Annotated in this window: 23 protein-coding genes; 8 read left to right on the top strand and 15 right to left on the bottom strand. The window is 68.1% G+C overall.

What is annotated here, in order from left to right:
• Positions 1-19: 19 nt before the first annotated feature.
• From CYU89_RS08285 to CYU89_RS08275, 3 genes are all read left to right on the top strand, one after another.
• Positions 20-1,162, top strand: coding sequence for an acyltransferase family protein (locus CYU89_RS08285; RefSeq protein WP_296280135.1), 1,143 nt, complete (start codon positions 20-22; stop codon positions 1,160-1,162).
• A gap of 167 nt (positions 1,163-1,329) precedes the next feature.
• Positions 1,330-1,620, top strand: a complete 291-nt coding sequence (locus CYU89_RS08280; RefSeq protein WP_296280134.1) for a hypothetical protein — start codon at positions 1,330-1,332, stop codon at positions 1,618-1,620.
• Between the two features lie 36 nt (positions 1,621-1,656).
• Positions 1,657-2,622, top strand: coding sequence for a DNA topoisomerase IB (locus CYU89_RS08275; RefSeq protein ID WP_343125248.1), 966 nt, complete (start codon positions 1,657-1,659; stop codon positions 2,620-2,622).
• A gap of 48 nt (positions 2,623-2,670) precedes the next feature.
• Here the strand turns inward: CYU89_RS08275 and CYU89_RS08270 are convergent, their stop codons facing one another.
• From CYU89_RS08270 to CYU89_RS08215, 12 genes are all read right to left on the bottom strand, one after another.
• Positions 2,671-3,024: a PilZ domain-containing protein gene (locus tag CYU89_RS08270; protein ID WP_296280132.1), complete on the bottom strand. Its 354-nt coding sequence runs from the start codon at positions 3,022-3,024 to the stop codon at positions 2,671-2,673.
• A 19-nt stretch (positions 3,025-3,043) separates the two neighbouring features.
• Entirely contained in the window at positions 3,044-4,018 is a 975-nt protein-coding gene (locus tag CYU89_RS08265) for a DNA polymerase III subunit delta' (protein ID WP_296280131.1), read from the bottom strand.
• Positions 4,015-4,677, bottom strand: a complete 663-nt coding sequence (tmk, locus tag CYU89_RS08260) for a dTMP kinase (protein WP_296280130.1) — start codon at positions 4,675-4,677, stop codon at positions 4,015-4,017. The genes CYU89_RS08265 and tmk overlap by 4 nt, the downstream gene beginning before the upstream one ends.
• Positions 4,674-5,708, bottom strand: a complete 1,035-nt coding sequence (gene mltG / locus CYU89_RS08255; RefSeq protein ID WP_296280252.1) for an endolytic transglycosylase MltG — start codon at positions 5,706-5,708, stop codon at positions 4,674-4,676. Before mltG ends, tmk begins: the two co-directional genes overlap by 4 nt.
• A 101-nt stretch (positions 5,709-5,809) precedes the next feature.
• A complete protein-coding gene (locus CYU89_RS08250) occupies positions 5,810-7,171 on the bottom strand; it encodes an aminodeoxychorismate synthase component I (protein ID WP_296280129.1) in 1,362 nt (453 codons plus the stop codon).
• A 142-nt stretch (positions 7,172-7,313) separates the two neighbouring features.
• On the bottom strand, positions 7,314-8,555 hold the full coding sequence (gene fabF, locus CYU89_RS08245; RefSeq protein ID WP_296280128.1) for a beta-ketoacyl-ACP synthase II: 1,242 nt from the start codon (positions 8,553-8,555) through the stop codon (positions 7,314-7,316).
• A gap of 111 nt (positions 8,556-8,666) precedes the next feature.
• Positions 8,667-8,906: an acyl carrier protein gene (gene acpP, locus CYU89_RS08240; RefSeq protein WP_014161144.1), complete on the bottom strand. Its 240-nt coding sequence runs from the start codon at positions 8,904-8,906 to the stop codon at positions 8,667-8,669.
• 142 nt (positions 8,907-9,048) lie between these two features.
• Positions 9,049-9,792, bottom strand: coding sequence for a 3-oxoacyl-ACP reductase FabG (fabG, locus tag CYU89_RS08235; RefSeq protein ID WP_296280125.1), 744 nt, complete (start codon positions 9,790-9,792; stop codon positions 9,049-9,051).
• A gap of 69 nt (positions 9,793-9,861) precedes the next feature.
• Entirely contained in the window at positions 9,862-10,806 is a 945-nt protein-coding gene (gene fabD, locus CYU89_RS08230; RefSeq protein WP_296280123.1) for an ACP S-malonyltransferase, read from the bottom strand.
• A 190-nt stretch (positions 10,807-10,996) separates the two neighbouring features.
• Positions 10,997-11,992 carry a beta-ketoacyl-ACP synthase III gene (locus tag CYU89_RS08225; RefSeq protein WP_296280122.1) on the bottom strand — a complete coding sequence of 332 codons (996 nt, stop codon included), beginning with the start codon at positions 11,990-11,992 and terminating at the stop codon, positions 10,997-10,999.
• A gap of 88 nt (positions 11,993-12,080) precedes the next feature.
• Entirely contained in the window at positions 12,081-12,275 is a 195-nt protein-coding gene (gene rpmF / locus CYU89_RS08220) for a 50S ribosomal protein L32 (protein ID WP_162336389.1), read from the bottom strand.
• Positions 12,276-12,342: 67 nt separating this feature from the next.
• The gene (locus CYU89_RS08215; protein ID WP_296280118.1) at positions 12,343-12,849 is read right to left on the bottom strand and encodes a YceD family protein; all 507 of its coding nucleotides are present in this window, start codon (positions 12,847-12,849) and stop codon (positions 12,343-12,345) included.
• Between the two features lie 120 nt (positions 12,850-12,969).
• On the opposite strand from CYU89_RS08215, the gene CYU89_RS08210 reads away from it, so the two are divergent.
• Positions 12,970-13,539: a Maf family nucleotide pyrophosphatase gene (locus tag CYU89_RS08210; RefSeq protein ID WP_296280116.1), complete on the top strand. Its 570-nt coding sequence runs from the start codon at positions 12,970-12,972 to the stop codon at positions 13,537-13,539.
• Positions 13,540-13,551: 12 nt separating this feature from the next.
• On the opposite strand, the gene CYU89_RS08205 is transcribed toward CYU89_RS08210, so the two are convergent.
• Positions 13,552-15,393 (bottom strand): glycosyltransferase family 39 protein, encoded by a 1,842-nt coding sequence (locus CYU89_RS08205; RefSeq protein ID WP_296280115.1) that lies wholly within the window; start codon positions 15,391-15,393, stop codon positions 13,552-13,554.
• Between the two features lie 71 nt (positions 15,394-15,464).
• On the opposite strand from CYU89_RS08205, the gene CYU89_RS08200 reads away from it, so the two are divergent.
• From CYU89_RS08200 to CYU89_RS08185, 4 genes are read left to right on the top strand one after another with little or no spacing between them, the layout of a single operon-like run.
• Entirely contained in the window at positions 15,465-16,391 is a 927-nt protein-coding gene (locus CYU89_RS08200) for an AAA family ATPase (protein ID WP_296280113.1), read from the top strand.
• A 2-nt stretch (positions 16,392-16,393) separates the two neighbouring features.
• On the top strand, positions 16,394-17,347 hold the full coding sequence (locus CYU89_RS08195) for a DUF58 domain-containing protein (RefSeq protein WP_296280111.1): 954 nt from the start codon (positions 16,394-16,396) through the stop codon (positions 17,345-17,347).
• Positions 17,334-19,277 carry a DUF3488 and transglutaminase-like domain-containing protein gene (locus CYU89_RS08190; RefSeq protein ID WP_296280109.1) on the top strand — a complete coding sequence of 648 codons (1,944 nt, stop codon included), beginning with the start codon at positions 17,334-17,336 and terminating at the stop codon, positions 19,275-19,277. Before CYU89_RS08195 ends, CYU89_RS08190 begins: the two co-directional genes overlap by 14 nt.
• 17 nt (positions 19,278-19,294) lie before the next feature.
• Complete coding sequence (locus CYU89_RS08185) at positions 19,295-19,807, top strand: Slp family lipoprotein (protein ID WP_296280107.1); 513 nt, start codon at positions 19,295-19,297, stop codon at positions 19,805-19,807.
• Between the two features lie 76 nt (positions 19,808-19,883).
• Here CYU89_RS08185 and CYU89_RS08180 read toward each other — a convergent pair whose 3' ends face one another.
• Together CYU89_RS08180 and recR are read right to left on the bottom strand one after the other, a co-directional pair.
• The gene (locus CYU89_RS08180; RefSeq protein ID WP_296280105.1) at positions 19,884-20,237 is read right to left on the bottom strand and encodes a histidine triad nucleotide-binding protein; all 354 of its coding nucleotides are present in this window, start codon (positions 20,235-20,237) and stop codon (positions 19,884-19,886) included.
• Positions 20,238-20,263: 26 nt separating this feature from the next.
• Positions 20,264-20,860: a recombination mediator RecR gene (gene recR, locus CYU89_RS08175; RefSeq protein ID WP_296280103.1), complete on the bottom strand. Its 597-nt coding sequence runs from the start codon at positions 20,858-20,860 to the stop codon at positions 20,264-20,266.
• Between the last annotated feature and the right edge of the window lie 8 nt (positions 20,861-20,868).

The raw sequence follows: 20,868 nt of genomic DNA, 5'->3' as shown, positions 1-20,868 counted from the left end.
CGGGGATCGCCTCCACGCCATGGACAACCTGCGCGCGCTGGCGATGCTGGCCGGCGTGGTCTTCCATGCAGCGCTGGCCTACAGCCCGCTCATGCATCCGGTATGGCCGGCCGCGGATCGGGGGAATTCGTCGGTCGTCGACGCAGTCGCGTGGTTCGTGCACCTGTTCCGCATGCCGCTGTTCTTCGCCATCGCAGGCTACTTTTCGGCACGGCTGGTGACACGCGGCTCGATGGCGGCGTTGTTCCGCCATCGATGCAGGCGCATCCTGCTGCCGTTGCTCGTGCTGACGCCTCCCCTCCTCGCCGGCATGACCCGGCTGACGCAACACGCCGCTGAAACGGCGTCGAATCCACCGCCGGCACTGGCATGGATCCGTGCCTTCATCGATCAGCACGGCGCCATGCCCGCGATGCCGGGGTGGGCGCACCTGTGGTTCCTGTTCTATCTGATGCTGTTCACGCTGCTGGTCTGGGTCGCCTCGGCCCTTGGCCTTGGACGCATCGGCACCCGGCTTTTCGGGATGCCTGCACTCTCCTGGGTCGTGGCGGGCCCTGTGCTGACGGCACCGGCACTGATGATGGTCGGCGCACCATGGCCGGCGCCGGAATTTTTCGTGCCCGCGCTGTGGGCGCTGGTGTTCTTCGGGCTGTATTTCGCGTTCGGCTACCAACTGTGCCGCCATGACGGGCTGCTCGATCGCCTTCGTCCCCTTTCGTCGTTCCTGTTGGCCGGCGCGCTCGCCGCCTACGCCTGGCTTTTTCGATGGACCGACGGCTTCGAGACCGAACACGCCTCTGCCTGGGTACACGGCGTGCGCGCGCTGCTGGAAGCATGTGTGGGAAGCTGGATGACGCTCTGGTGCCTGCTGGCGTCCAAGCGATGGCTGGATTCGCGCAGCACCGCCCTGCGCTGGCTCGCCGACAGCGCGTACTGGGTCTACCTGATCCATCTGCCCGTGCTTCTGGCCATCCAGTACCGGCTACTGGACGTGCCGTGGCACTGGACGCTCGAGTTCGCGGCGTCGCTGGCCGCCACGTTCCTGCTGTCGTTCGCGAGCTACCAACTGCTCGTGCGGCACACGGTGATCGCCAGGTGGCTCAATGGCGGTACCACACTGTCCGCGGTCTCGACGACGACATCCGGGCCGCACGGCCGCTGAGCATGCCGTGCGACGGGAGCGCGGATCAGGCGAGACCCTGCGCGGGTTCGCTCGCGCCACCGCATCCTGAACGCATCATGCGCTGCCTCGCCGGACTTCACGGAGACGTGACTTCGCCGCCCCTAAGTTCGCCGGCAACACACATGCGCCCCGCAACGAGGACCACCATGACCATGATCAGATTGCGGGCGACGGGCCCGCGCACCGGCTTCGATGCCCTGCTGGCCGCCTTGCATGGCGTGGACGGTGTCGAGCGGGTGGAGGAACTCGCCGACCTGATGCCGCACATGGACGACGATGATTCCAGTTCCGCCGGCCTTTCGGACGGCATGCCCGGCGACGACGTGCATGCCGTCGAAGTGGAAGCCACGTCGTCGCATGCCGACCGCGTACGCGCCACTGCGGACGACATCGGCGAGCAGTATGGGCTGGTACTCGAGTACGTGGACGAGTTCTGACCCCGCTTGGCCGGACTGCGCTATACCTCGGATGCCATGCCCGGCCTGCGCCGGCAACGCCGCGGGCGCGGGTTCGCGTACGTGGATCCGCGTGGGCGTCCCGTGAGCGACGACGCCACACTCGCGCGCATCCGCCAACTGGCCATTCCACCTGCCTATACCGACGTGTGGATCTGCCCGGATGCGCGAGGCCACCTGCAGGCGACCGGTCGTGACGCGCGCGGACGCAAGCAGTACCGCTACCACACGGCATGGCAGGCCGAACGCGGCGCCCGCAAGTACGACCGACTGATCGCATTCGCCGACGCCCTGCCTCGCCTGCGCCGTCAGGTCCGTGCCGACCTGTCCCTGCCTGGGCTGCCGCGGCGGAAAGTGGTCGCGCTGGTGGTCGCCCTGCTCGGCCACACGCTGCTCCGCGTCGGCAACGCGAGCTATGCACGGGAAAACGGTTCGTATGGACTTACCACGCTGCGCAATGCGCATGCGCAGTTCATCGCCGCAGGCCATGTGCGGTTCGCGTTCCGTGGCAAAGGCGGTAAGCCCCTCGAATCACGCGTGTCCGATGCGCGGCTGGTGAGGCTCGTACGGCAGTGCCGGCAACTGCCGGGACAGGCGCTGTTCCAATACCGCGAGGAAGGCCGTGTCCATCGCATCACCTCCGGGGATGTGAACGACTATCTGCAGGCGCAGTTGCAGGGCCACTACACCGCCAAGGACTTCCGTACCCTGGGCGCGACGCTGTTCGCATTCCGCGCGTTGGCGATGCAGGACCCGCCCACGCCCGGCGACGATGTGCAGCGCGCACAGGTCAGGATGGCCGTGCTGCGTGGCGCCGCCGACCTGCTGGGGAACACGCCGCGCATCTGCGAGAAGAACTACGTGGATCCGCGCGTATTCGCGGGCTGGGAGGACGGCGCACTCCAGCGCGCCGCCCGCCATGCGAGCGGACCCCGGCAATGGGAACGGGCCGCGATCCGCTACCTGCGGCGCGCGCGGGCCTGACGCAGGAGAGAGTGCACAGGAAGGGCGAGCATGCAGCCCGCCTGCGCATCACATCGTATGGGTGGGCTTCTCGCCGTTAAGGCTGCCGGCCAGCATCGTTTCGATGCGGTTCTTGATGGCTTCGCCTTCGCTGTTCTCGGCGAATTGCACGCCGATGCCGGAAGCGCGGTTGCCCTGCGCGCCGACGGGCGTCACCCAGACCACCTTGCCGGCCACCGGCAGGCGATCACTGGATTCGGGCAGGGTCAGCAGCAGGAACACCTCGTCACCGAGGAAGTAGCGCTTGGGCGTGGGCACGAAGATCCCGCCGCCCTTCACGAACGGCATGTAGGCGTTGTACAGCGCGGCCTTGTCCTTCACTGCCAGTGACAGGATGCCCTGCCGTCCACCTGCTGCATTCATCGACGTCTCCGTGTTTCGGTCAGCGGCGCGCCCCGACAGCGCGTCCGCGATCGCCACCGGCCCAGGCCAGCAGCAGTTCCACCATGGCAAGATCGCCGCGCACCGTGGTCCGCAGGAGATCACGGGTGCGGTTGGCGGCGTCGAACCAGGTGGCCAGCTTGTTCAATCGGGCAGGATCGGTCAAGCCGACGGTGCCCGCCTGTTCCAGCGCGAGATCCGCCGCATGGCGCAGTCGCGCATCGGCCAGCTCGTCGTTGGCCCAGCGCTGCGCGGTCTCCACCACGCCGATCTCGCCCCTCTCCAGCCGCTGCAAATCACGTGCCACCGCTTCGCGCAGCGCCAGGCCATCGTGGCGCAGCCAATCGTCGGCAAGACCGGGGTGGCCGCGTGCCGCGTCCAGGGCGCGAACGACGTCTGCAGGCGCATGGCCCTGTGCCTGCAGCCAGGCCAATGCCTCGTCGCGGGGCGGCAGGCGGAACTCGATGCGCTGGCAGCGGCTGCGGATGGTCGCCGGCAGGCGTGCGGGCTGTGCGCTGACCAGCCAGAGGTAGCGGTTCGGGGCGGGCTCTTCCAGCGTCTTCAGCAGCGCGTTGCACGCCGACCGGTTGATGGCATCGGCCGGATCGATAAGCGCTACCTGCGCACCGCCGTACTGGGGCGTGAGCGCCAGCTTCTGCGACACCTCGCGGATCTGGTCGATGACGATCTCGGTGCGCAGCTTGCTGCCATCCTTCGTGGCGACGAACGAGACGATGTGCAGGTCGGGATGCGTGCCCGCGTCGATCAGGCGGGTGCTGCGGTCGCCCGGCGCGGGCTCGCCGTCCGCGTCCCGCTGCTGGGCCAGGACGCGTCGCGCCAGGCGGTCCAGCACGGCGCGCTTGCCCAGACCCGCCGGGCCGCACACCAGCAACCCATGGCCAAGGCGACCGGACGCCAACGCCGCGACGGCGTGGTCGTAGGCGCGCTGCTGCCAGGGCGAGAACGCGACGCTCATGCCAGATCGCTGTCGGTCAGCGTGCGCAGGTAGGCACCGATGGCGGCCTCGACGGCAGCGCCGACGCCGGCGGGCGGCTGTGCGGCATCGATCACGCGGAAACGGTGCGGTTCGGCCACTGCGCGCGCCCGGAAGCCGGCGCGCACCCGTTCGAAGAAATCATCCTGCTCGCTTTCGATGCGGTCCGGCCACAGGTCGCGGCCCGCCGTCCGCGCGCGACCTTCGCGCACGTCGAGGTCGAGCAGCAGGGTCAGGCCCGGCTTCAGGCCGACGGCACGACGTTCCAGCGCAGCGATCCACTCCGGATCCAGGCCTCGTCCAGCGCCCTGGTAGGCGTAGCTCGAATCGGTGAAGCGGTCGCTGATGACGAACGCACCGCGCCGCAGCGCCGGACGCACGATCTGGCGCACGTGTTGCGCGCGCGAGGCGAACATCAGCAGCAGTTCGGTCTCAGCCGCAAGCGGCTCGTCCTGCGCTCCCAGCAGCAGCTCGCGGATCCGCTCGGCCAGTGGCGTTCCACCCGGTTCGCGCGTCAGCACCACGTCATGGCCGGCGGCCTGCAGTCGGTCGCGGATCGCGGCGATGGCGCTGGTCTTGCCTGCACCCTCGCCGCCTTCCAGCGTGATCAGCCGCGGCTGCGACAGCAGGGCCTCGCTCATGGCGCTTCCGCCTTGCGGAGGGTTTCGCGGCGCGTCACCAGGTAGCGCGCCACCGCCGCGTTGTGCTCGGCGAGCGTGGTCGAAAAGATGTGGCGTCCGCTGCCATCGCCGACCGCGACGAAGTACAGCGTGGTGCCCTCGGCAGGATTCACCGCCGCCTTCAATGCGTCGACACCCGGCATGGCGATGGGCGTCGGCGTCAGGCCGCGACGCGTGTACGTGTTGTACGGCGTATCGGTGGTCAGGTCGCGGCGGCGGATGTTGCCGTCGTAACTGCTGCCGATGCCGTAGATGACGGTGGGATCGGTCTGCAACGGCATGCCGATCTTCAACCGGCGCGCGAAGACGCCGGCGATGGCCGGACGCTCTTCGGCGATGCCGGTTTCCTTCTCGATGATCGACGCCAGGATCAGTGCCTCTTCCGCCGACTGCAGGGGGATGTCCTGCGCACGGGCGTCCCATGCCGCGGCCAGCGCCTTCTCCATCGCGGCATAGGCGCGCTTGAGCACTTCGAGGTCGGATTCGCTGCGGGTGTAGACATAGGTCTCGGGCAGGAAGCGGCCTTCCGGATGCTGTCCGGCATGGCCGAGCGCCGCCATCAGTTCGGCATCGCTCATCTGCGCCGTCTTCTGCTGCAGCGGCGTGGCGTTGCGCAGCGCGGCGCGGAGCTGGCGGATGTTCCAGCCTTCGACGATGGTGAAACGGTATTGCAGCGTGCGGCCTTCGCGCATGCGCTGCAGCAGTTCGCGCGGAGTCAGGGACGGATCCAGCGCGTACTCGCCCACCTTGAGCTGGCTGGCCGTATCGGTCCGGCGGGCCAGCAACCGCCACTGCAGGTCGGTGCCGTGGGAAACCCCTTTTTCGCGCAACTTGCGCAAGACGGTCGGGAAGGCATCGCCACGCGCCACCTCGACGGTGGTGTCGGCCGCCACGCCGCCGATCGGCGCGTCCGCGAAACCGCGATGGCCCTGCCACAGCCAGAACGCCGCCCCCGCCGCCAGGAGCAGCAGCAGGGCGAAGGCAATGACGATGAAGCGGCAACCGCGCTTGAGTGCTGACGCCACGCAATCCTCGGGGTATGAAGCAGGCCGTGCAGGATACCCGGTCGCCGTCTCAGGCTGTAGGCGCGCGGTCAGCCTTCCAGCGCCCGCAGCACCCCGCGGGCCTTGGCGCGGGTTTCGTCCAGCTCCCTGTCCGGGACCGAATCGGCCACGATGCCGGCGCCGGTGCGGAACCGGGCCACGCTGCCGCTGCCATCGGCGACGACTTCGGCGCTGCGGATCAGGATGTTCAGGTCCAGGTCGCCATCGCGGTTGAGCCAGCCGAACGCGCCGGTGTAGGCGCCGCGCGGCACCTGTTCCAGCTCGGCGATGATCTGCATGCAGCGCACCTTGGGGCAGCCGGTGATGGTGCCGCCGGGGAACGTGGCGCGGATGACGTCGCCGGGCGTGGCGTCGTCGCGGAGGTGGCCGCGCACGTTGCTGACGATGTGGTGCACGTGCGCGTAGCTTTCCACCGTCATCAGTTCGTCCACCTGCACGCTGCCGGGCGTGCAGACGCGGCCCAGGTCGTTGCGCTCGAGGTCGATCAGCATCACGTGCTCGGCGCGTTCCTTCGGGTGGCCGACGAGTTCGCGGATGCGTGCCGCATCATCGTCGCCTTCGAAACGCGGGCGCGTGCCCGCGATGGGCCGGGTTTCGACCACGTCGCCACGCACCGACACGAGGCGTTCCGGCGAGGAGCTGACGACCGTCCAGTGCGGCGTGGCGAACAGGCCGGCGAACGGCGCGGGATTGGCGGTGCGCAGCCGGGCGTAAAGCGTTGCCGGATCCAGCGGCGCATCGAAACGCGCCTGCCACGCCCGCGAGAGGTTGACCTGGAAGATGTCGCCGGCGCGCAGGTACTCGAGGATGCGCTGCACGCCGTCGGTGAAGGCCGAGGGCGCGTCTTCGTCGATGCGGGACGGCGGCTGCCACGCGGGTAGCGCGGGCAAGCCGGTGGCCGCGACGATGTCCTCCAGCGTGCGGGCGATCAACGTGCCCTGCCCCGCTTCGGCCACCACCACGCAGTCGCCGGCACTGCGGTCGCGCAGGACGGCGGCGGGACAGCGCAACGCGAGCGCGACAGGCTGCTTCGCAGGTGCCTGCGGCAGGTGGAGGACGGGTTCGACCTGCTGCGCCAGTTCGTATGCCAGCAGCAACGCCCAGCCGCCACGGAACGGCCAGCGCGGCTCCTCGCGCGGCGTGCGCTGCGCCTGCCAATGGCGGTCGAGCACGGTGAGGAAATCGCCGGCTTCCACCTCGCCCTGCAGGGTGCGGGTGATGCCATCGGCCGCCAGTTGCAACCCGTTGCCATCCGCGACCAGCAGGAAATCCCACCGCCCCTGCGCGGTGCCGGACGCCACTGATTCCAGCAGGACCGGATAGCGCTGCGGATCGAGGCGATGCAGGGCCAGCAGGTCGATGGTGGCGGGAAGTGCGCGGGTTTCGATCATCGTGGTCCTGGCCCCTCTCCCATCGGGAGGGGGGTTGGGGTGAGGGTACGGAGAAAAGGCGACGGTTCAACGGTCGATGGTTCCGCCGTACCCTCATCCGGCGCTACGCGCCACCTTCTCCCGAAGGGAGAAGCGAGAGTCATCAGATCCGCTTGAACACCAGCGTGCCGTTGGTGCCGCCGAAACCGAAACCGTTCGACACCGCGACATCGATCTTCTTATCGCGGGCGGTGTTGGGCACGTAGTCGAGATCGCAGCCTTCGCCCGGCTCGTCCAGGTTGATGGTCGGCGGGATGATGCCGTGATGGATGGCCAGCACGGAGAAGATGGCTTCCGCGCCGCCCGCCGCACCCAGCAGGTGGCCGGTCATCGACTTCGTGGAGCTGACCATGATCTTGTACGCGTGGTCGCCCAGCGCGCGCTTCATCGCCAGCGTCTCGGCCAGGTCGCCCAGCGGCGTGGAGGTGCCGTGCGCGTTGAGGTATTCGACCTGGTCCGCATTCAGTCCGGCGTCCTTCAACGCCGACAGCATGCAGCGCGACGGACCTTCGCCGTTCTCGCTGGGCGCGGTCATGTGGAACGCATCCTGCGAGGCACCGAAGCCGGCCAGCTCGCAGTAGATGCGCGCACCGCGTGCCCTGGCGTGTTCGTACTCCTCCAGCACCAGGATGCCGGCACCGTCGCCCAGCACGAAGCCATCGCGATCCTTGTCCCACGGACGCGACGCCCGGGTCGGATCGTCGTTGCGGGTGGACATGGCCTTCATCGCGCAGAAGCCGCCCACCGAGGTCGGGGACGAGCCGCGCTCGGCACCGCCGGCGACCATCACGTCGGCATCGCCGTACTGGATGGTGCGCATGGCGATGCCGATGGAATGGTTGGAGGTGGCGCAGGCGGAGACCGCCGAATAGCCCGGGCCCTTCAACCCCTTCATGATGCTGAGGTGGCCCGGCAGCATGTTGATGATGGTGCTGGGGATGTAGAACGGGGAAATCTTGCGCGGGCCGCCTTCGTGCAGCTTCACCGCGGTTTCCTCGATGCCGAGGATGCCGCCGATGCCGGCGCCGATGATCGCGCCGATGCGCTCGGCATTGGCTTCGGTCACTTCCAGCCCGGCGTCGTCCATCGCCATCAGCGATGCGGCCAGGCCGTAGTGGATGAACGAGTCCATCTTCTTCACATCCTTCGGCGGAACGAAGGACGTGGGATCGAAACCGCGGATCTCGCCCGCGATCTTCGTACTGTAGCCCTCGGTATCGAAGGTGGTGATCGGGCCCAGGCCCGAACGCCCGTTGACGATGCCGTCCCAGCTGGTGGCCATGTCATTGCCCAGGGGGGACACCAGGCCCATGCCGGTGACGACGACGCGACGACGCTGGCTCATATCGGATTCCTCATGACTCTTGGCGGCCGCGCCCTACGCGGGCGCATGGGGGGCCGGATACGCGCGGGGCCGCATGCGCGGCCCCGACACGGTTTGCTGCGATCGCCCGACTTACGCCTTGACGTGCGCCTTGACGTAGTCGATGGCCTGCTGCACCGAAGTGATCTTCTCGGCTTCCTCGTCCGGAATCTCGCATTCGAACTCTTCTTCCAGCGCCATCACCAGTTCAACGGTGTCCAGCGAGTCGGCGCCCAGGTCATCGACGAACGATGCGCTGGTGGTGACTTCTTCTTCCTTCACGCCGAGTTGTTCGACGACGATTTTCTTGACGCGTTCTTCGATGCTGCTCATGGATTCGCTCCAGACGGAGATGGGTGACTTGTTGGATTCTGCCGACGCGGGGCGAAGGCAAACCGGGGATAGTGTAGTGGAAACCGGGGACGCCGGGCAGGTATCGCCAAACGCACCCGAATCAACCACTTACAGCTAATTCTTACGGCATGTACATGCCGCCGTTGACGTGCAGGGTCTCGCCCGTGATGTAGCCCGCGGCCGGCCCTGCGAGGAACGCGACCGCATTGGCGATGTCGGCCGGCTCGCCCAGGCGACCCAGCGCGATCTGGCCGGCGAGCGCGGTCTTGGTCTCTTCGGGCAGATCCTTGGTCATGTCGGTGGCGATGAAGCCGGGAGCGACCACGTTCACGGTCACGCCGCGGCTGCCGATCTCCTTCGCCAGCGACTTCGAGAACGCGATGATGCCGGCCTTGGCCGCCGCATAGTTCGCCTGGCCCGCATTGCCCGTCACGCCGATTACCGAGGCGATGTTGATGATGCGGCCCTTGCGTGCCTTCATCATGCCGCGCATCACCGCCTTCGATGTGCGATAGACGCTGGTGAGGTTGGTGTCGAGGATGGCCTGCCAGTCCTCGTCCTTCATCCGCATCAGCAGGTTGTCGCGCGTGATGCCGGCGTTGTTGACGAGGATGGAGATGCCGCCGAATTCCTTGGCGATGGCGTCGATCAGCGCATCCACGGCGCCGGCATCGGTCACGTTGAGCTCGCGGCCATGGCCGCCTGCGTTTGCCAAGCGCTCACCGATGGCCTGCGCGCCCGCTGTACTGGTGGCGGTACCGATGACGGTCGCGCCCTGCGCAGCCAGCGCGTCTGCGATGGCCGCGCCGATGCCGCGGCTGGCGCCGGTGACCAGCGCGATTTCACCCTGCAGGGGTTTGCTCATGATGGAGGTCCTCGGGACGGGTCCGCGCGATAGCGGCGGACAGGATAAGGGAACGCGTGTCGCTGCGTATCAGGATTGCCAGTCGGCCAACGCACCCTGGAAATCGCCGACGCCACCGATGGCGCGCGCGTCGAGGCTCTTGTCGACGCGCTTGACCAGGCCGGCCAGCACTTTGCCCGGGCCGCATTCGGCGATGCGCGTGACACCCTCGGATGCCAGCGCCTGCACGCAGTCGGTCCAGCGCACCGGTAGGTAGAGCTGGCGCACCAGTGCGTCGCGGATCGCATCAACCCCGTCGTGCACCGTCGCGTCCACGTTCTGCACCACCGGCAGCGACGGCGCATGCCACGACAGGCCCGCCATCACCTCGGCCAGGCGATTCGCGGCTTCGCGCATCAGCGGCGTATGCGAGGGCACGCTGACGGCCAGCTTCACGACCTTGCGGATGCCGCGCTCGGTGAGCAGCGCGATCGCACGCTCCACCGCATCGCTGTCGCCGCCGATCACGATCTGGCCGGGCGAGTTGTAGTTCGCGGGCACGACCACTTTGCTGTCCGATGCCAACGCGCAGACTTCGGCCACCAGGGTATCTTCCGCGCCCAGCACCGCCGCCATCGCGCCGACGCCCGCCGGCGCGGCGTCCTGCATCAGCTGGCCACGAAGGCGGACCAAATGGGCGCCATCCTTCAACGACAGTGCGCCTGCGGCGACCAGCGCCGTGTATTCGCCCAGGCTGTGGCCCGCCAGGTGCGCGGGCTGCGCGCCACCCTGTTGCTGCCACGCACGCCACACCGCGATGCCGGCGGCGAGCAGCGCGGGCTGCGTGTATTCGGTGCGATTGAGCATTTCCTCGGGACCGCCCTGGGACAACGCCCAGAGGTCCACGCCCGCACCTTCCGACGCTTCGGCGAACGTCTCGCGCACGATCGGATGCAGCTCGGACAACTCCGCCAGCATGCCGACCGACTGCGAGCCCTGGCCCGGGAATACGAAAGCGAGTTGGGGGGAAGTCACTCGGACATCCTGCATGAAAATCAGGCCGCGATGATACGGGCGAACGCTTCGGATTGTCTGTACCGGGGCGTATGCGCATGCGACGACGTGACGCATGCATGAACATCGCATGCAGCAGGAAACGCGATGCCGGAAACGAAGAAGGCGATGCCCTGCGGCGTCGCCTTCGCCTGCGGCCAGGGTGTGCGCGTCAGTAGCGCAACAGCACCGAACCCCAGGTGAAACCGCCGCCGAAGGCCTCCAGCAACAGCAGTTGTCCGCGCTGCACGCGACCGGAACGCACTGCCGTATCCAGCGCCAGCGGCACCGACCCGGAGGACGTGTTGCCATGCTTGTCGACGGTCACGATCACCTGGTCCATCGACATGTCCAGGCGCTTGGCCGTGGCTTCGATGATGCGCAGATTGGCCTGGTGGGGAATAAGCCAGTCTAGGTCGTGCTTGTCCAGCCCATTGGCATCGAGCGTTTCGTCGACCACGCTGTCCAGCGCCTTGACGGCGTACTTGAACACGTCGTTGCCCTTCATCTCGATGCGGACGCCGTTGTTCGGCTCGTCGGCCTTGAAACCGGTCGACACACCGACCGGATTCCACAGCAATTCCTTCTTGCTGCCATCCGCATGCAGGTGGGTGCTGAGGATGCCGGTTTCGCCATCGGCCTTGAGCACGGCCGCACCGGCGCCGTCGCCGAACAGCACGCAGGTGGTGCGCTCGGTCCAGTCGACGATGCGGCTGAGTGTTTCGGTGCCGATGACGAGCGCGGTCTTCGCATCGCCGCAGCGGATGAACTTCTCCGCCACGCTCAACGCGTAGATGAAGCCGGAGCACGCGGCATTGACATCCATCGCGGCGCAGCCGGTCGCGCCAAGGCGCGCCTGGATCAGGCAGGCGGTGGACGGGAATATGAGGTCGGGGGTGGTGGTGCCGACGACGATCAGGTCGACCTCGGAGGCATCCACGCCCGCGGCTTCGAGCGCGCGCAGCGCAGCCTGGTAACCCAGGTCGCCGGCCGTCTCGCCTTCGGCGGCGATGTGCCGCTCGCGGATGCCGGTGCGGGACTGGATCCACTCGTCGCTGGTATCGACCAGTTTCGAGAGGTCCTCGTTGGTCAGCACCTTTTCAGGCAGATAGCTGCCCGTTCCGGCGATGCGCGCGTAAATGCGCCCCTTGTTGCCCGGCTCGCTCATGCACGCCCCCATTGCCGGCCCGGATGCGGGCCCTGGTAGTCATCGATCATGCGGAACGCGCGCCCTGCGTGAGGGCGCGCCGCACGGATCAATCTTCCTCGACCGCCGAGGTCTTGGTGGCGATGACCTTCTTGCCGCGGTAGTAGCCGTCGGCGGTCACGTGGTGGCGCAGGTGGATCTCGCCCGTGGTCGGGTCGGTCGACAGCTGCTTGGCGGTCAGCGCGTCGTGCGAACGACGCTGGCCACGACGGGACGGGGTGACGCGGGATTTCTGCACAGCCATGGGATTGCTCCAGCTCTTGTATCTGTTGGTGAACCGTATGGTTCGTGTCGCCAGACCGCGGTAGCGGCTAGTCTTTCTTCAGCGAGGCCAGCGCCGCGAACGGGCTGACCCTCGCCACCTCTTCTTCGTCCGCCGCCCACTCACGCTCCACCGCGTCGGACGCAGGATCCACCGCCACCACCGGCACGGCGAGGACCAGTTCGTCCTCCACCAGGTCGGCGGGGCGCAGCATGCCGTCTTCGGGCACCAGCAGCGCTTCGTAGTCGGGCGGCAGCGCGGCTTCTTCCTCTTCGCTGCGCACCAGACCCAACCGCTGCTTCAGCGACACCGGCAGCACGAAGCGCTGCAGGCTACGCTGGCACACCAGCGGAAGGCCGGCCTCGATCTGCAATTCCAGGTACGGGACCCGCAATGCGTCGTGGTCGAATTCCACCGTGTAGCGAACGTCGCCCTCGGTGTCGGCCAACAGGCCTTGCAGGCGCGTCATGGCGGACAACGGCAGGCGGCCTTCGAAGCTGCGCCGGTTCGCGACCATGCGCCACGCATCGAGCAGCTCGGGCATATTCGCGGACATAAGCCGCTGAATGTTAAGGATCGAATACCGAACTGTCAAACCACCCCTGGTGGCGAGGATGGCTTGCCGCCGGCCATGCCGGCGGGCAGACTCCCCGCCCCGTCCCCCTGCCGGTGCCCCATGCCACTGCTGCTCGCCTCCACCTCCCGCTACCGGCGCGAACTGCTGGAACGACTGCGCCTGCCCCTGCACATCGCGCGGCCGGAGGTGGACGAGACGCCCGGGGCGACGGAATCCGTGCCCGCGATGGCCGCCCGCCTGGCCCGCGCCAAGGCGGATGCCATCGCCCGACAGCACCCCGGCAGCTGGGTCATCGGCGCCGACCAGGCGGCGGAGCTGGATGGACACCCCCTGGGAAAGCCGGGCCACCGGGAGGCCGCCATCGCCCAGCTGACGGCCATGTCGGGGCGTCAGGTGCGCTTTCACACCGCCGTCTGCCTGGTGCGCGACGACCACGTCCTGGAGGCCCAGGACATCACCACGGTCCGCTTCCGCGACCTCGCCGAATCGGAAATCGAGCGGTACGTGGATGTCGAGCAGCCGTTCGACTGCGCCGGCAGCTTCAAGTCGGAGGGGCTGGGGATCACCCTGTTCGAGGCCATCGAATCGACCGATCCCACGGCGCTGGTCGGCCTGCCGCTGATCGCCCTTTCACGGATGCTGCGCGAGGCCGGCTTCGACCTGCCCTGATCCGGCCGACCGTCAGCGGATATCGAGCGGTTGCTCTGCCCAGGTTTCGACGCTGCCGTCGCCGCCGGTCACCCGCAACCCCAACCAATGCCGGCCCGCCGGCATGTCGCCGGCATCGACATCGGCCCTGAACTGGACCACCGGCATTCTCGGGTCACGCGACGCCCCCTTGAGGAACGTGCGCAACCAATCATTCGCGCCCGCCTGCGTGGTCTCGGCGACCGCGCGACCATCCAGCAGCACTTCCACCTTCGCGACACCGACCACATCCTTCACCGCCCAGCCACCCACGGCGAATCGACGCCCGACACGCTCGCCGGCCGAAGGGACATCGATGTTGGCGACCACGGGCGTGATGCATTCGCCCTGCTTACGTACCGCAGGCAGCGCGAACAACAGGAACCGGCGTGCGCCGTGGTCGATGTTCACCCCCTGCGGCGCCGGCAAGGGACCGACGACCCCGCAGAGATACTGGTAATGCGCGAGCAGGGCGCTGAACTTGACGTCCGTCGCGCCGACGACCAGCAGAGTCGGCGCTTCGCGTGACCCGTCATGCTGCAGGCCCCAGAGCTGGAGTTGCGGCGCTCGACCATGCTTGCGGTTCAACGGATGGTCGAGCACCGGGATGTCCGCGTCGTCCAGCGCGAAACCCAGCGCTGCCCCGGTCTTGAAATTGTCGGCGAGCAGCACGGTGCCCTCGGGCATCCTTGCGCGCGTGGCGCGCACCTCCGCGGCCAGGCGGTCCCAACCCGCGAAGTTCTCCGGGTAGTACTTGCTGCCGGCGGACTCTACGCGCACCCCGGGCAACGAGACTGCGAGGTAGTAAGCCATCATCGACAGGGTGCCGAGCGCCGTGATGCTCCACGTCGCACGCCGCCACGCCGGCGTCCACTCCTGCAATAACAGCGGCACCACGACAAGCAGCGCCAGGTAGCCCGGCAACGGCCAATGGAAGCTGACCCGCTCGTTGTCGGCGAAGAAACCCAGCACGAAGAATCCCAGCGTCGACACCGCACCCAGCAGCGCGAAGTAGCGCCACGCCGTGCCGGCGCCTGCCCCACCGCGGACGCCCCGCAGGCAAACCACGAGCATGGCGCAGAACAGCAACGGCGTGGCCATCGCGGCCTGCACGAGGAGGAAACGGAACCCGTCGCCGTGGAAGCGCCATGGATGACGGTCGAGCAACTGGAAGCGCAGGCCGGCGTCGGCATACTCGAGATTCCAGGCCAGCAGTGGCGCCCAAGCGATCACGCCCGCCGCAAGCGCAACCCACACCCGTGCATCGCGCAGTACCTTGCGTCCTTCCGGCAACCAGAGCAGCGCGAGCAGACCCACGCCTATCACGCCGACGAACCGGTAATGACTGAGCGCCCCCAGCATCAGGCCGAGCGCCAGCTCGGTCGCCGACATCGCATCGACCTGGCGCAGCAGGCGCGCGCCGGCATCCGCGCAAAGCACCGTTGCGAGCGCCATCGGCACATCCGGCAACGCGAGCAGCCCCAGCGTGGCGGAGAGCGGCATCAGCACCGTCAGGGTTGCCGCCTGCCAGCCGATGGCCGGCCCGAACCAGGGCGCCGCAGTGCGGGCCACCCACCAGGGGACCAAGGCTGCGATCAGCAGGAAGGGGGCGCGCACGGCGAGCACGTGGTGGCCTCCCAGTTCCGTACCCAGTCGCGTCAGCCATGCCGTCAACCCGGGCAGATCGGAATAGGCCGCCGCGAGGTGCCGCCCTTCCTGCCAGTAGAACGCCTCATCGACGAACAGCGGCAGGCGCGCGGCGATCGCGACCTTGACGACCGTCACGATTGCCCACACGGCAAGGAACCATCGGCGCGCGCGTTGTTCTTCGTCCATCTCGCTACACTGCCCTCAACCCACGATCGGAAACCGAGAGCGCGATGTCCGCCATCCCCAGCACCCGCCCTATGCTATCCGAAGGCCTCGCCGACGCCCTCACCCGCGCGCAGGCCCAGGTCAACTCGCTGGTGCTCGGCAAGTCGCACGAAGTACGGCTCGCCTTCGTGGCCTTGCTGTCGGACGGCCACCTGCTGATCGAAGACCTGCCGGGCCTAGGCAAGACCACGCTGGCCCATGCACTGGCGGCCACGCTCGGGCTGGCTTTCCAGCGGGTGCAGTTCACGTCGGATCTGTTGCCGGCCGATGTACTGGGCGTGTCGGTGTACGACGCGCAGGCACGCGCCTTCAGCTTCCATCCGGGGCCCGTCTTCACCAACGTGCTGCTGGCGGACGAGATCAATCGCGCACCGCCCCGCACGCAGAGCGCCCTGCTCGAGGCGATGGCCGAGCATCAGGTCACGCTGGACGGCGTGACGCATGCGCTGCCTGCACCCTTTTTCGTGATCGCCACGCAGAACCCGGTCGACCTCTCCGGCACGTATCCCTTGCCGGATTCGCAGCTGGACCGTTTCCTGCTGCGGCTGGCGCTGGGCTATCCCAGCGCAGAGTCGGAACGCGCGCTGCTGGCCGGCAGCGACCGCCGCATGCTGATCGCACAGGCGATGCCCCTGCTGTCCTCGGACGACGTGATGGCGCTGCGCCGGGCCGTTGCGGACGTACATGCCAGTGACGCCCTGATCGACTACGTGCAGGCGCTGCTCACGCGCAGCCGCCAGCATCCGGGGGTACGCGTAGGCCTGTCGCCCCGCGCCGGCATCGCGCTGCTGCGCGCGGCGCGCGCGTACGCGCTGCTGCTCGGACGCATGCACGTGTTGCCGGACGATGTGCAGGCCCTGTTCGCCGCGGTCGCAGCGCATCGCCTGGTACCCGAGGCGGAAGCGGCATCGGCGGGTGCACTGGCCAAGGCGATCCTGCACGCGGTGCCGGTGGATTGAGCATGGCGCTCTCCCTGATCCGTCGATTCGCGCGTCTGGCGCGGCCACGGCGACCGGAGTCGTTGCCCGTCGTGCTCGAGCGCAGGCGCATCTACGTGCTTCCCACGCCGTTCGGACTGTTCTTCGCCACCCTGGTGAGCGCGATGATCCTGGGTGCGCTGAATTACAACAACAACCCGGCACTGCTGCTCGCATTGCTGCTCGCTGCCACCGCGATGGCCAGCCTGATCTTCGCCCACCTTCAACTCGCCGGCCTGCACATCGATGCCTTGTCGGCGGATCCTGTCCCGGTCGGCACGCCCCTGCGCCTGCACGTCGCGCTCGCATCACGCGACGCGCGTGTGCGCCACGGGTTACGCATCGATGCGTGCGGCATCCCTGCGTTCACGTCGTTGCCAGCGTCCGACGGCACCGTGGTCGAAGTGGTACTTCCGACGGAACGACGCGGCTGGTTCGATGTCGACCGCGTGCGCATCTCCACCACGCAGCCGCTGGGTCTCGCCAGGGCGTGGGCATGGGTATGGCCCGACTCGCCGTTGCTGGTGTATCCCGCCGCGGAAGTACAAGGGCCGCCGCTACCGCCTGCGGACAAGGGCGGCACCAAGGCCAGGCTGGATCTGGCGGGTGAGGACGTGCACCAGTTGCGCAACTATCGCGCGGGCGATGCCCGGCGTGCCATTGCGTGGAAGCCCTCCGCGCGCCGCGACCAGTTGCTCGTTCGCGACTACGAACGGCCACTGGGGCGCGCCGTGGAACTCGACTGGGACGCGTTGACGATGCTTGGACACGAAATGCGCATCCAGCGACTCGCGCACTGGGTCGAATGCGCCGAACGCGAGGGCCTCCGCTACCGCCTGCGGCTGCCCGGCCAACCTGCGCTGGGCCCGGCGGACGGTCCCGCGCACCGCCACGCCTGCCTGCGCGCCCTGGCGCTGCTTCCGCATGAAGCCCGCTGACGCCCCCACGCTGGATGCACTCAGTCGCCAGTGGACGCTGGCCGCCGCGGGTGCCTGCCTGCTGCCATTGCTTGTCCAGCTGCCGACGACGCTGGCGTTCGGTATCGGGGCCACGGGTGTCGTGCTGGCGCTGGCGTCATGGCGTCGCCCCCTGCATGGCCTGTTGAGGGCATTGATGGCGCTGGCGTTGTTCGCGGCGGTGATGTCGGTGACCGGCATGCAGTTCGGACGCGATACCGGGTGCGCCCTGCTCGCCGGCATGCTGGCGCTCAAGCCTACCGAGACCCGCACGCTGCGCGACAACCGCAGCCTGCTGGGCTTTGCGCTGTTCGCACCGTTCGCCGCGTTCCTCCTCGACCAGGGACCATTGAGCATGGCGCTGGGCCTGGCCAGCGTGTTGGGTGCCCTGGTCGCGCTGCATCGACTCGCCGATGCCGAGGCCGTATCGCTGGCCGGTTTGTCGCGCCCGCTGCACCAGGTTCGCGAAATCGGAAAACTGGTCGCCATCGGCGTGCCGCTGGTGATGGCGGCCTTCTGGTTGTTCCCGCGCTTTCCGTCGCCATTGTGGGGCGTACCTGAGCGGGCCCTGTCGAAGCCGGGCCTCAGCGACGACATGTCGCCCGGCAGCTACCTGGACCTCATCGCCGACGAGGCGCCCGCGCTGCGCGTGCAGTTCTTCGGCGCCACGCCTCCCACGAGCCAGATGTACTGGCGTGGCCCGGTGCTGACGGACTTCGATGGCCGCACCTGGACGCGTCGCGATGCGCCCCCTGCCCTGCCGCCGGCCGATACGGCGCGCGCCGCACTCAACTGGGATTACCAGATGGACGTGGAGCCCAGCGACCGTCGCGACCTGGTGGCGCTCGACCTTCCGAACGCGACACCCGATGGCGCGTGGATGGCCCGCGACTACAGCATGGCGACGCGCACGCCGCTCAGCTCGCTGACACGGTGGCGCCTGCAGTCATCACTTCCGACGCGGTTCGAAGCCGACCTGTCGGTATCGCGACGCGCCCAGGCCCTGCAGCTGCCGCCGGGCTTCAATCCGCGCACCCGCGCACTGGGTGCGCAATGGCGCCGCGATGCGGGCGCCAACGATGCAGCGATCGTCGCGCGCGCGCTCCAGTGGATACGGTCCGACTTCGCCTACACGCTGGACACGCCATTTCCCGGCCGCGACACCGTCGACGAATTCCTCTTCGACCAACAGCAAGGGTTCTGCGAGCACTTCAGTTCGTCGTTCGTGTTCCTGATGCGGTCGGCGGGCATCCCAGCGCGCGTAGTCACCGGCTATGCGGGCGGCAAGTACAACGCATTGGGAAAGTACTGGATCGTCCGCAACCTGGATGCCCACGCGTGGGCAGAAGTGTGGATGCCCGGGCGAGGCTGGGTGAGGGTAGATCCCACCGCCGCCGTTGCGCCCGAGCGCATCTATGACACGATCGAAGACCGACTGGGGGCCGGCGGCGCCATGGGCAACCTGATCGGCATCGAGGACCTCGGCCAGGTCGGCGACTGGTTGCGCCGGGGCTGGAACGACCTGGTGCTGGGTTTCGACGCCAAGCGGCAATCACGCCTGCTTGAGCGTCTCGGCGCCAAGCAACTGGGCAGCAGTGAGTTGACGGCGCTTTTCGGGGTTTTCGCAATGGCGGCCATGGCCTGGATGGGCTGGCTGCTGGCCCGGGGCGAGCGGCAACGGGATCCCTTGTTGCGCGCCTGGCATGCGCTCAGCCGACGCTACGCGCGCCTTGGGCTGGGACGAGAGCCTCATGAAAGTCCTGCGGCGTGGGCCCGCCGTGCGGCCGCCGGTCGCCCCCGCACGGCGAATCGGCTGCTTTCACTCAGCCAGCGTTTCGCTGCAGCGCGCTACGCTCCGGAGCAGGGAGACCACCGGGCATTGATCGAAGACCTGCGCCGGCACCGCCCATAACCCGCTGGAGACTGGCCATGAACCTTCGTTTCGCCGTCGTCGTCGCAGCCACCGCGCTGCTTTCCGCGTGCGCCACCGCACCCAAGCCGCTGCAGGGCAGCTTCACCCCGGTCAATCCGCGCGATTCCGTGGGCGCGCCGCAGGTCGGCGCCCCGGTCCGATGGGGCGGCCGGATCATCAGCACGACGCCCGGACAGAATTCGACCTGCTTCCAGCTCGTCTCCAGGCCGCTCAACGCCACGGGCCGCCCGATGTCGACGGCGCCCGACGCCACCGATGGCCGCTTCATCGCCTGCCGTGCCGGGTTCTACGACCCCGCTGTGTTTGCCGAAGGCCGCGAAGTGACCTTCGTCGGCAAGATCGAGGGCTACGAAAGCACCCGCATCGGCGACTACGACTACCAGTTGCCCCGCGTGGCCGCCGACGTGGTCTACCTGTGGCCGGAAGTGCGCGAAGTCGAGGTTGTCCGCCCCTATCCCTACTACGATCCGTTCTGGGGCCCACGCTGGGGCCGCTGGGGTTGGTGGTAAGCGAGACCTGGCGCGATCCACGCAAAAAAGCCGCTCATCGAGCGGCTTTTTTCATGGGGCCTGTATGCGCAAGCGCTCAGGCGGGCGTTCCGAATCGTCCCAGCGGCGCTCCCGCCAGCAGGTGCAGATGGATGTGGAACACGGTCTGTCCGGCGTTTTCGCGGCAGTTCATCACGATGCGGTAGCCATCCTGCGCAAATCCCTCGCTGCGCGCGTAATCCGCGGCAGCCATCGCGAGCTTGCCCATCAGGTGCGCCTGTTCCGGGCGCAGGTCGTCCAGCGTGGGTATCGCTTCGTTCTTCGGAATGAAAAGCACGTGCACCGGCGCCTGCGGCCCGATGTCCTTGAAACCCAGCACCTCGTCGTCTTCATAGACGATGGTGGCCGGAATCTCGCGGCGGATGATCTTGGCGAAGATGGTGTCGGTCATGGCGGTACGGATCTCCGTGCGTGAAATCAGGTCATCTCGCTGCGGCCGCCGAACGCATGAGCCAGCGTGCCGCGGTCGACGTACTCCAGTTCCCCCCCCAGCGGCACGCCATGGGCCAGGCGACTGGGACGCACGCCCTGCTGCCGCGCCAGCTGCGCAAGGTAGTGGGCGGTCGCTTCGCCTTCGACGGTCGGGTTGGTGGCGATGATCAGTTCGCTCACCTCCCCTGCTGCGAGGCGCGCGGACAGCGCATCCAGCCCAAGCTCGCGCGGTCCGACACCATCCAGCGGCGACAGACGCCCGTGCAGGACGAAGTACACCCCGCGATAGCCGGTGGCCTGCTCGATGGCGAGGCGATCGGATGGCGATTCCACGATGCATAGCTGGTGGCGGTCGCGGCTGCCGCTCGCGCAGAGCGTGCAGATCGCACCCTCGGTGAAATCGCGGCACTGCTCGCAATGGCCGATCTGGTCGAGCGCTTCGGCCAGCACGCCGGCCAGGCGCCGGCCACCGTCCCGCTCCCGGTCGAGCAGGTGGTACGCCATGCGCTGCGCGGTCTTCTGCCCGACACCGGGCAGGACGCGCAACGCTTCGATGAGCTGTTCGAGCAGCGGGCTGGACATGTCGTTCC

The organism is Pseudoxanthomonas sp., from assembly GCF_002863005.1.
Lineage (GTDB): Bacteria > Pseudomonadota > Gammaproteobacteria > Xanthomonadales > Xanthomonadaceae > Pseudoxanthomonas_A.
This window is presented reverse-complemented; position numbering and strand designations above follow the sequence as displayed.

What these genes read in the sequence shown, in the direction of transcription:
- CYU89_RS08285 (WP_296280135.1), top strand. Translation starts at nt 20, where the DNA reads ATGGACAACCTGCGCGCGCTGGCGATGCTGGCCGGCGTGGTCTTCCAT.
- CYU89_RS08280 (WP_296280134.1), top strand. Translation starts at nt 1,330, where the DNA reads ATGACCATGATCAGATTGCGGGCGACGGGCCCGCGCACCGGCTTCGAT.
- CYU89_RS08275 (WP_343125248.1), top strand. Translation starts at nt 1,657, where the DNA reads ATGCCCGGCCTGCGCCGGCAACGCCGCGGGCGCGGGTTCGCGTACGTG.
- CYU89_RS08270 (WP_296280132.1), bottom strand. Translation starts at nt 3,024, where the DNA reads ATGAATGCAGCAGGTGGACGGCAGGGCATCCTGTCACTGGCAGTGAAG.
- CYU89_RS08265 (WP_296280131.1), bottom strand. Translation starts at nt 4,018, where the DNA reads ATGAGCGTCGCGTTCTCGCCCTGGCAGCAGCGCGCCTACGACCACGCC.
- tmk (WP_296280130.1), bottom strand. Translation starts at nt 4,677, where the DNA reads ATGAGCGAGGCCCTGCTGTCGCAGCCGCGGCTGATCACGCTGGAAGGC.
- CYU89_RS08250 (WP_296280129.1), bottom strand. Translation starts at nt 7,171, where the DNA reads ATGATCGAAACCCGCGCACTTCCCGCCACCATCGACCTGCTGGCCCTG.
- fabF (WP_296280128.1), bottom strand. Translation starts at nt 8,555, where the DNA reads ATGAGCCAGCGTCGTCGCGTCGTCGTCACCGGCATGGGCCTGGTGTCC.
- acpP (WP_014161144.1), bottom strand. Translation starts at nt 8,906, where the DNA reads ATGAGCAGCATCGAAGAACGCGTCAAGAAAATCGTCGTCGAACAACTC.
- fabG (WP_296280125.1), bottom strand. Translation starts at nt 9,792, where the DNA reads ATGAGCAAACCCCTGCAGGGTGAAATCGCGCTGGTCACCGGCGCCAGC.
- CYU89_RS08225 (WP_296280122.1), bottom strand. Translation starts at nt 11,992, where the DNA reads ATGAGCGAGCCGGGCAACAAGGGGCGCATTTACGCGCGCATCGCCGGA.
- rpmF (WP_162336389.1), bottom strand. Translation starts at nt 12,275, where the DNA reads ATGGCTGTGCAGAAATCCCGCGTCACCCCGTCCCGTCGTGGCCAGCGT.
- CYU89_RS08215 (WP_296280118.1), bottom strand. Translation starts at nt 12,849, where the DNA reads ATGTCCGCGAATATGCCCGAGCTGCTCGATGCGTGGCGCATGGTCGCG.
- CYU89_RS08210 (WP_296280116.1), top strand. Translation starts at nt 12,970, where the DNA reads ATGCCACTGCTGCTCGCCTCCACCTCCCGCTACCGGCGCGAACTGCTG.
- CYU89_RS08205 (WP_296280115.1), bottom strand. Translation starts at nt 15,393, where the DNA reads ATGGACGAAGAACAACGCGCGCGCCGATGGTTCCTTGCCGTGTGGGCA.
- CYU89_RS08200 (WP_296280113.1), top strand. Translation starts at nt 15,465, where the DNA reads ATGCTATCCGAAGGCCTCGCCGACGCCCTCACCCGCGCGCAGGCCCAG.
- CYU89_RS08195 (WP_296280111.1), top strand. Translation starts at nt 16,394, where the DNA reads ATGGCGCTCTCCCTGATCCGTCGATTCGCGCGTCTGGCGCGGCCACGG.
- CYU89_RS08190 (WP_296280109.1), top strand. Translation starts at nt 17,334, where the DNA reads ATGAAGCCCGCTGACGCCCCCACGCTGGATGCACTCAGTCGCCAGTGG.
- CYU89_RS08185 (WP_296280107.1), top strand. Translation starts at nt 19,295, where the DNA reads ATGAACCTTCGTTTCGCCGTCGTCGTCGCAGCCACCGCGCTGCTTTCC.
- CYU89_RS08180 (WP_296280105.1), bottom strand. Translation starts at nt 20,237, where the DNA reads ATGACCGACACCATCTTCGCCAAGATCATCCGCCGCGAGATTCCGGCC.
- recR (WP_296280103.1), bottom strand. Translation starts at nt 20,860, where the DNA reads ATGTCCAGCCCGCTGCTCGAACAGCTCATCGAAGCGTTGCGCGTCCTG.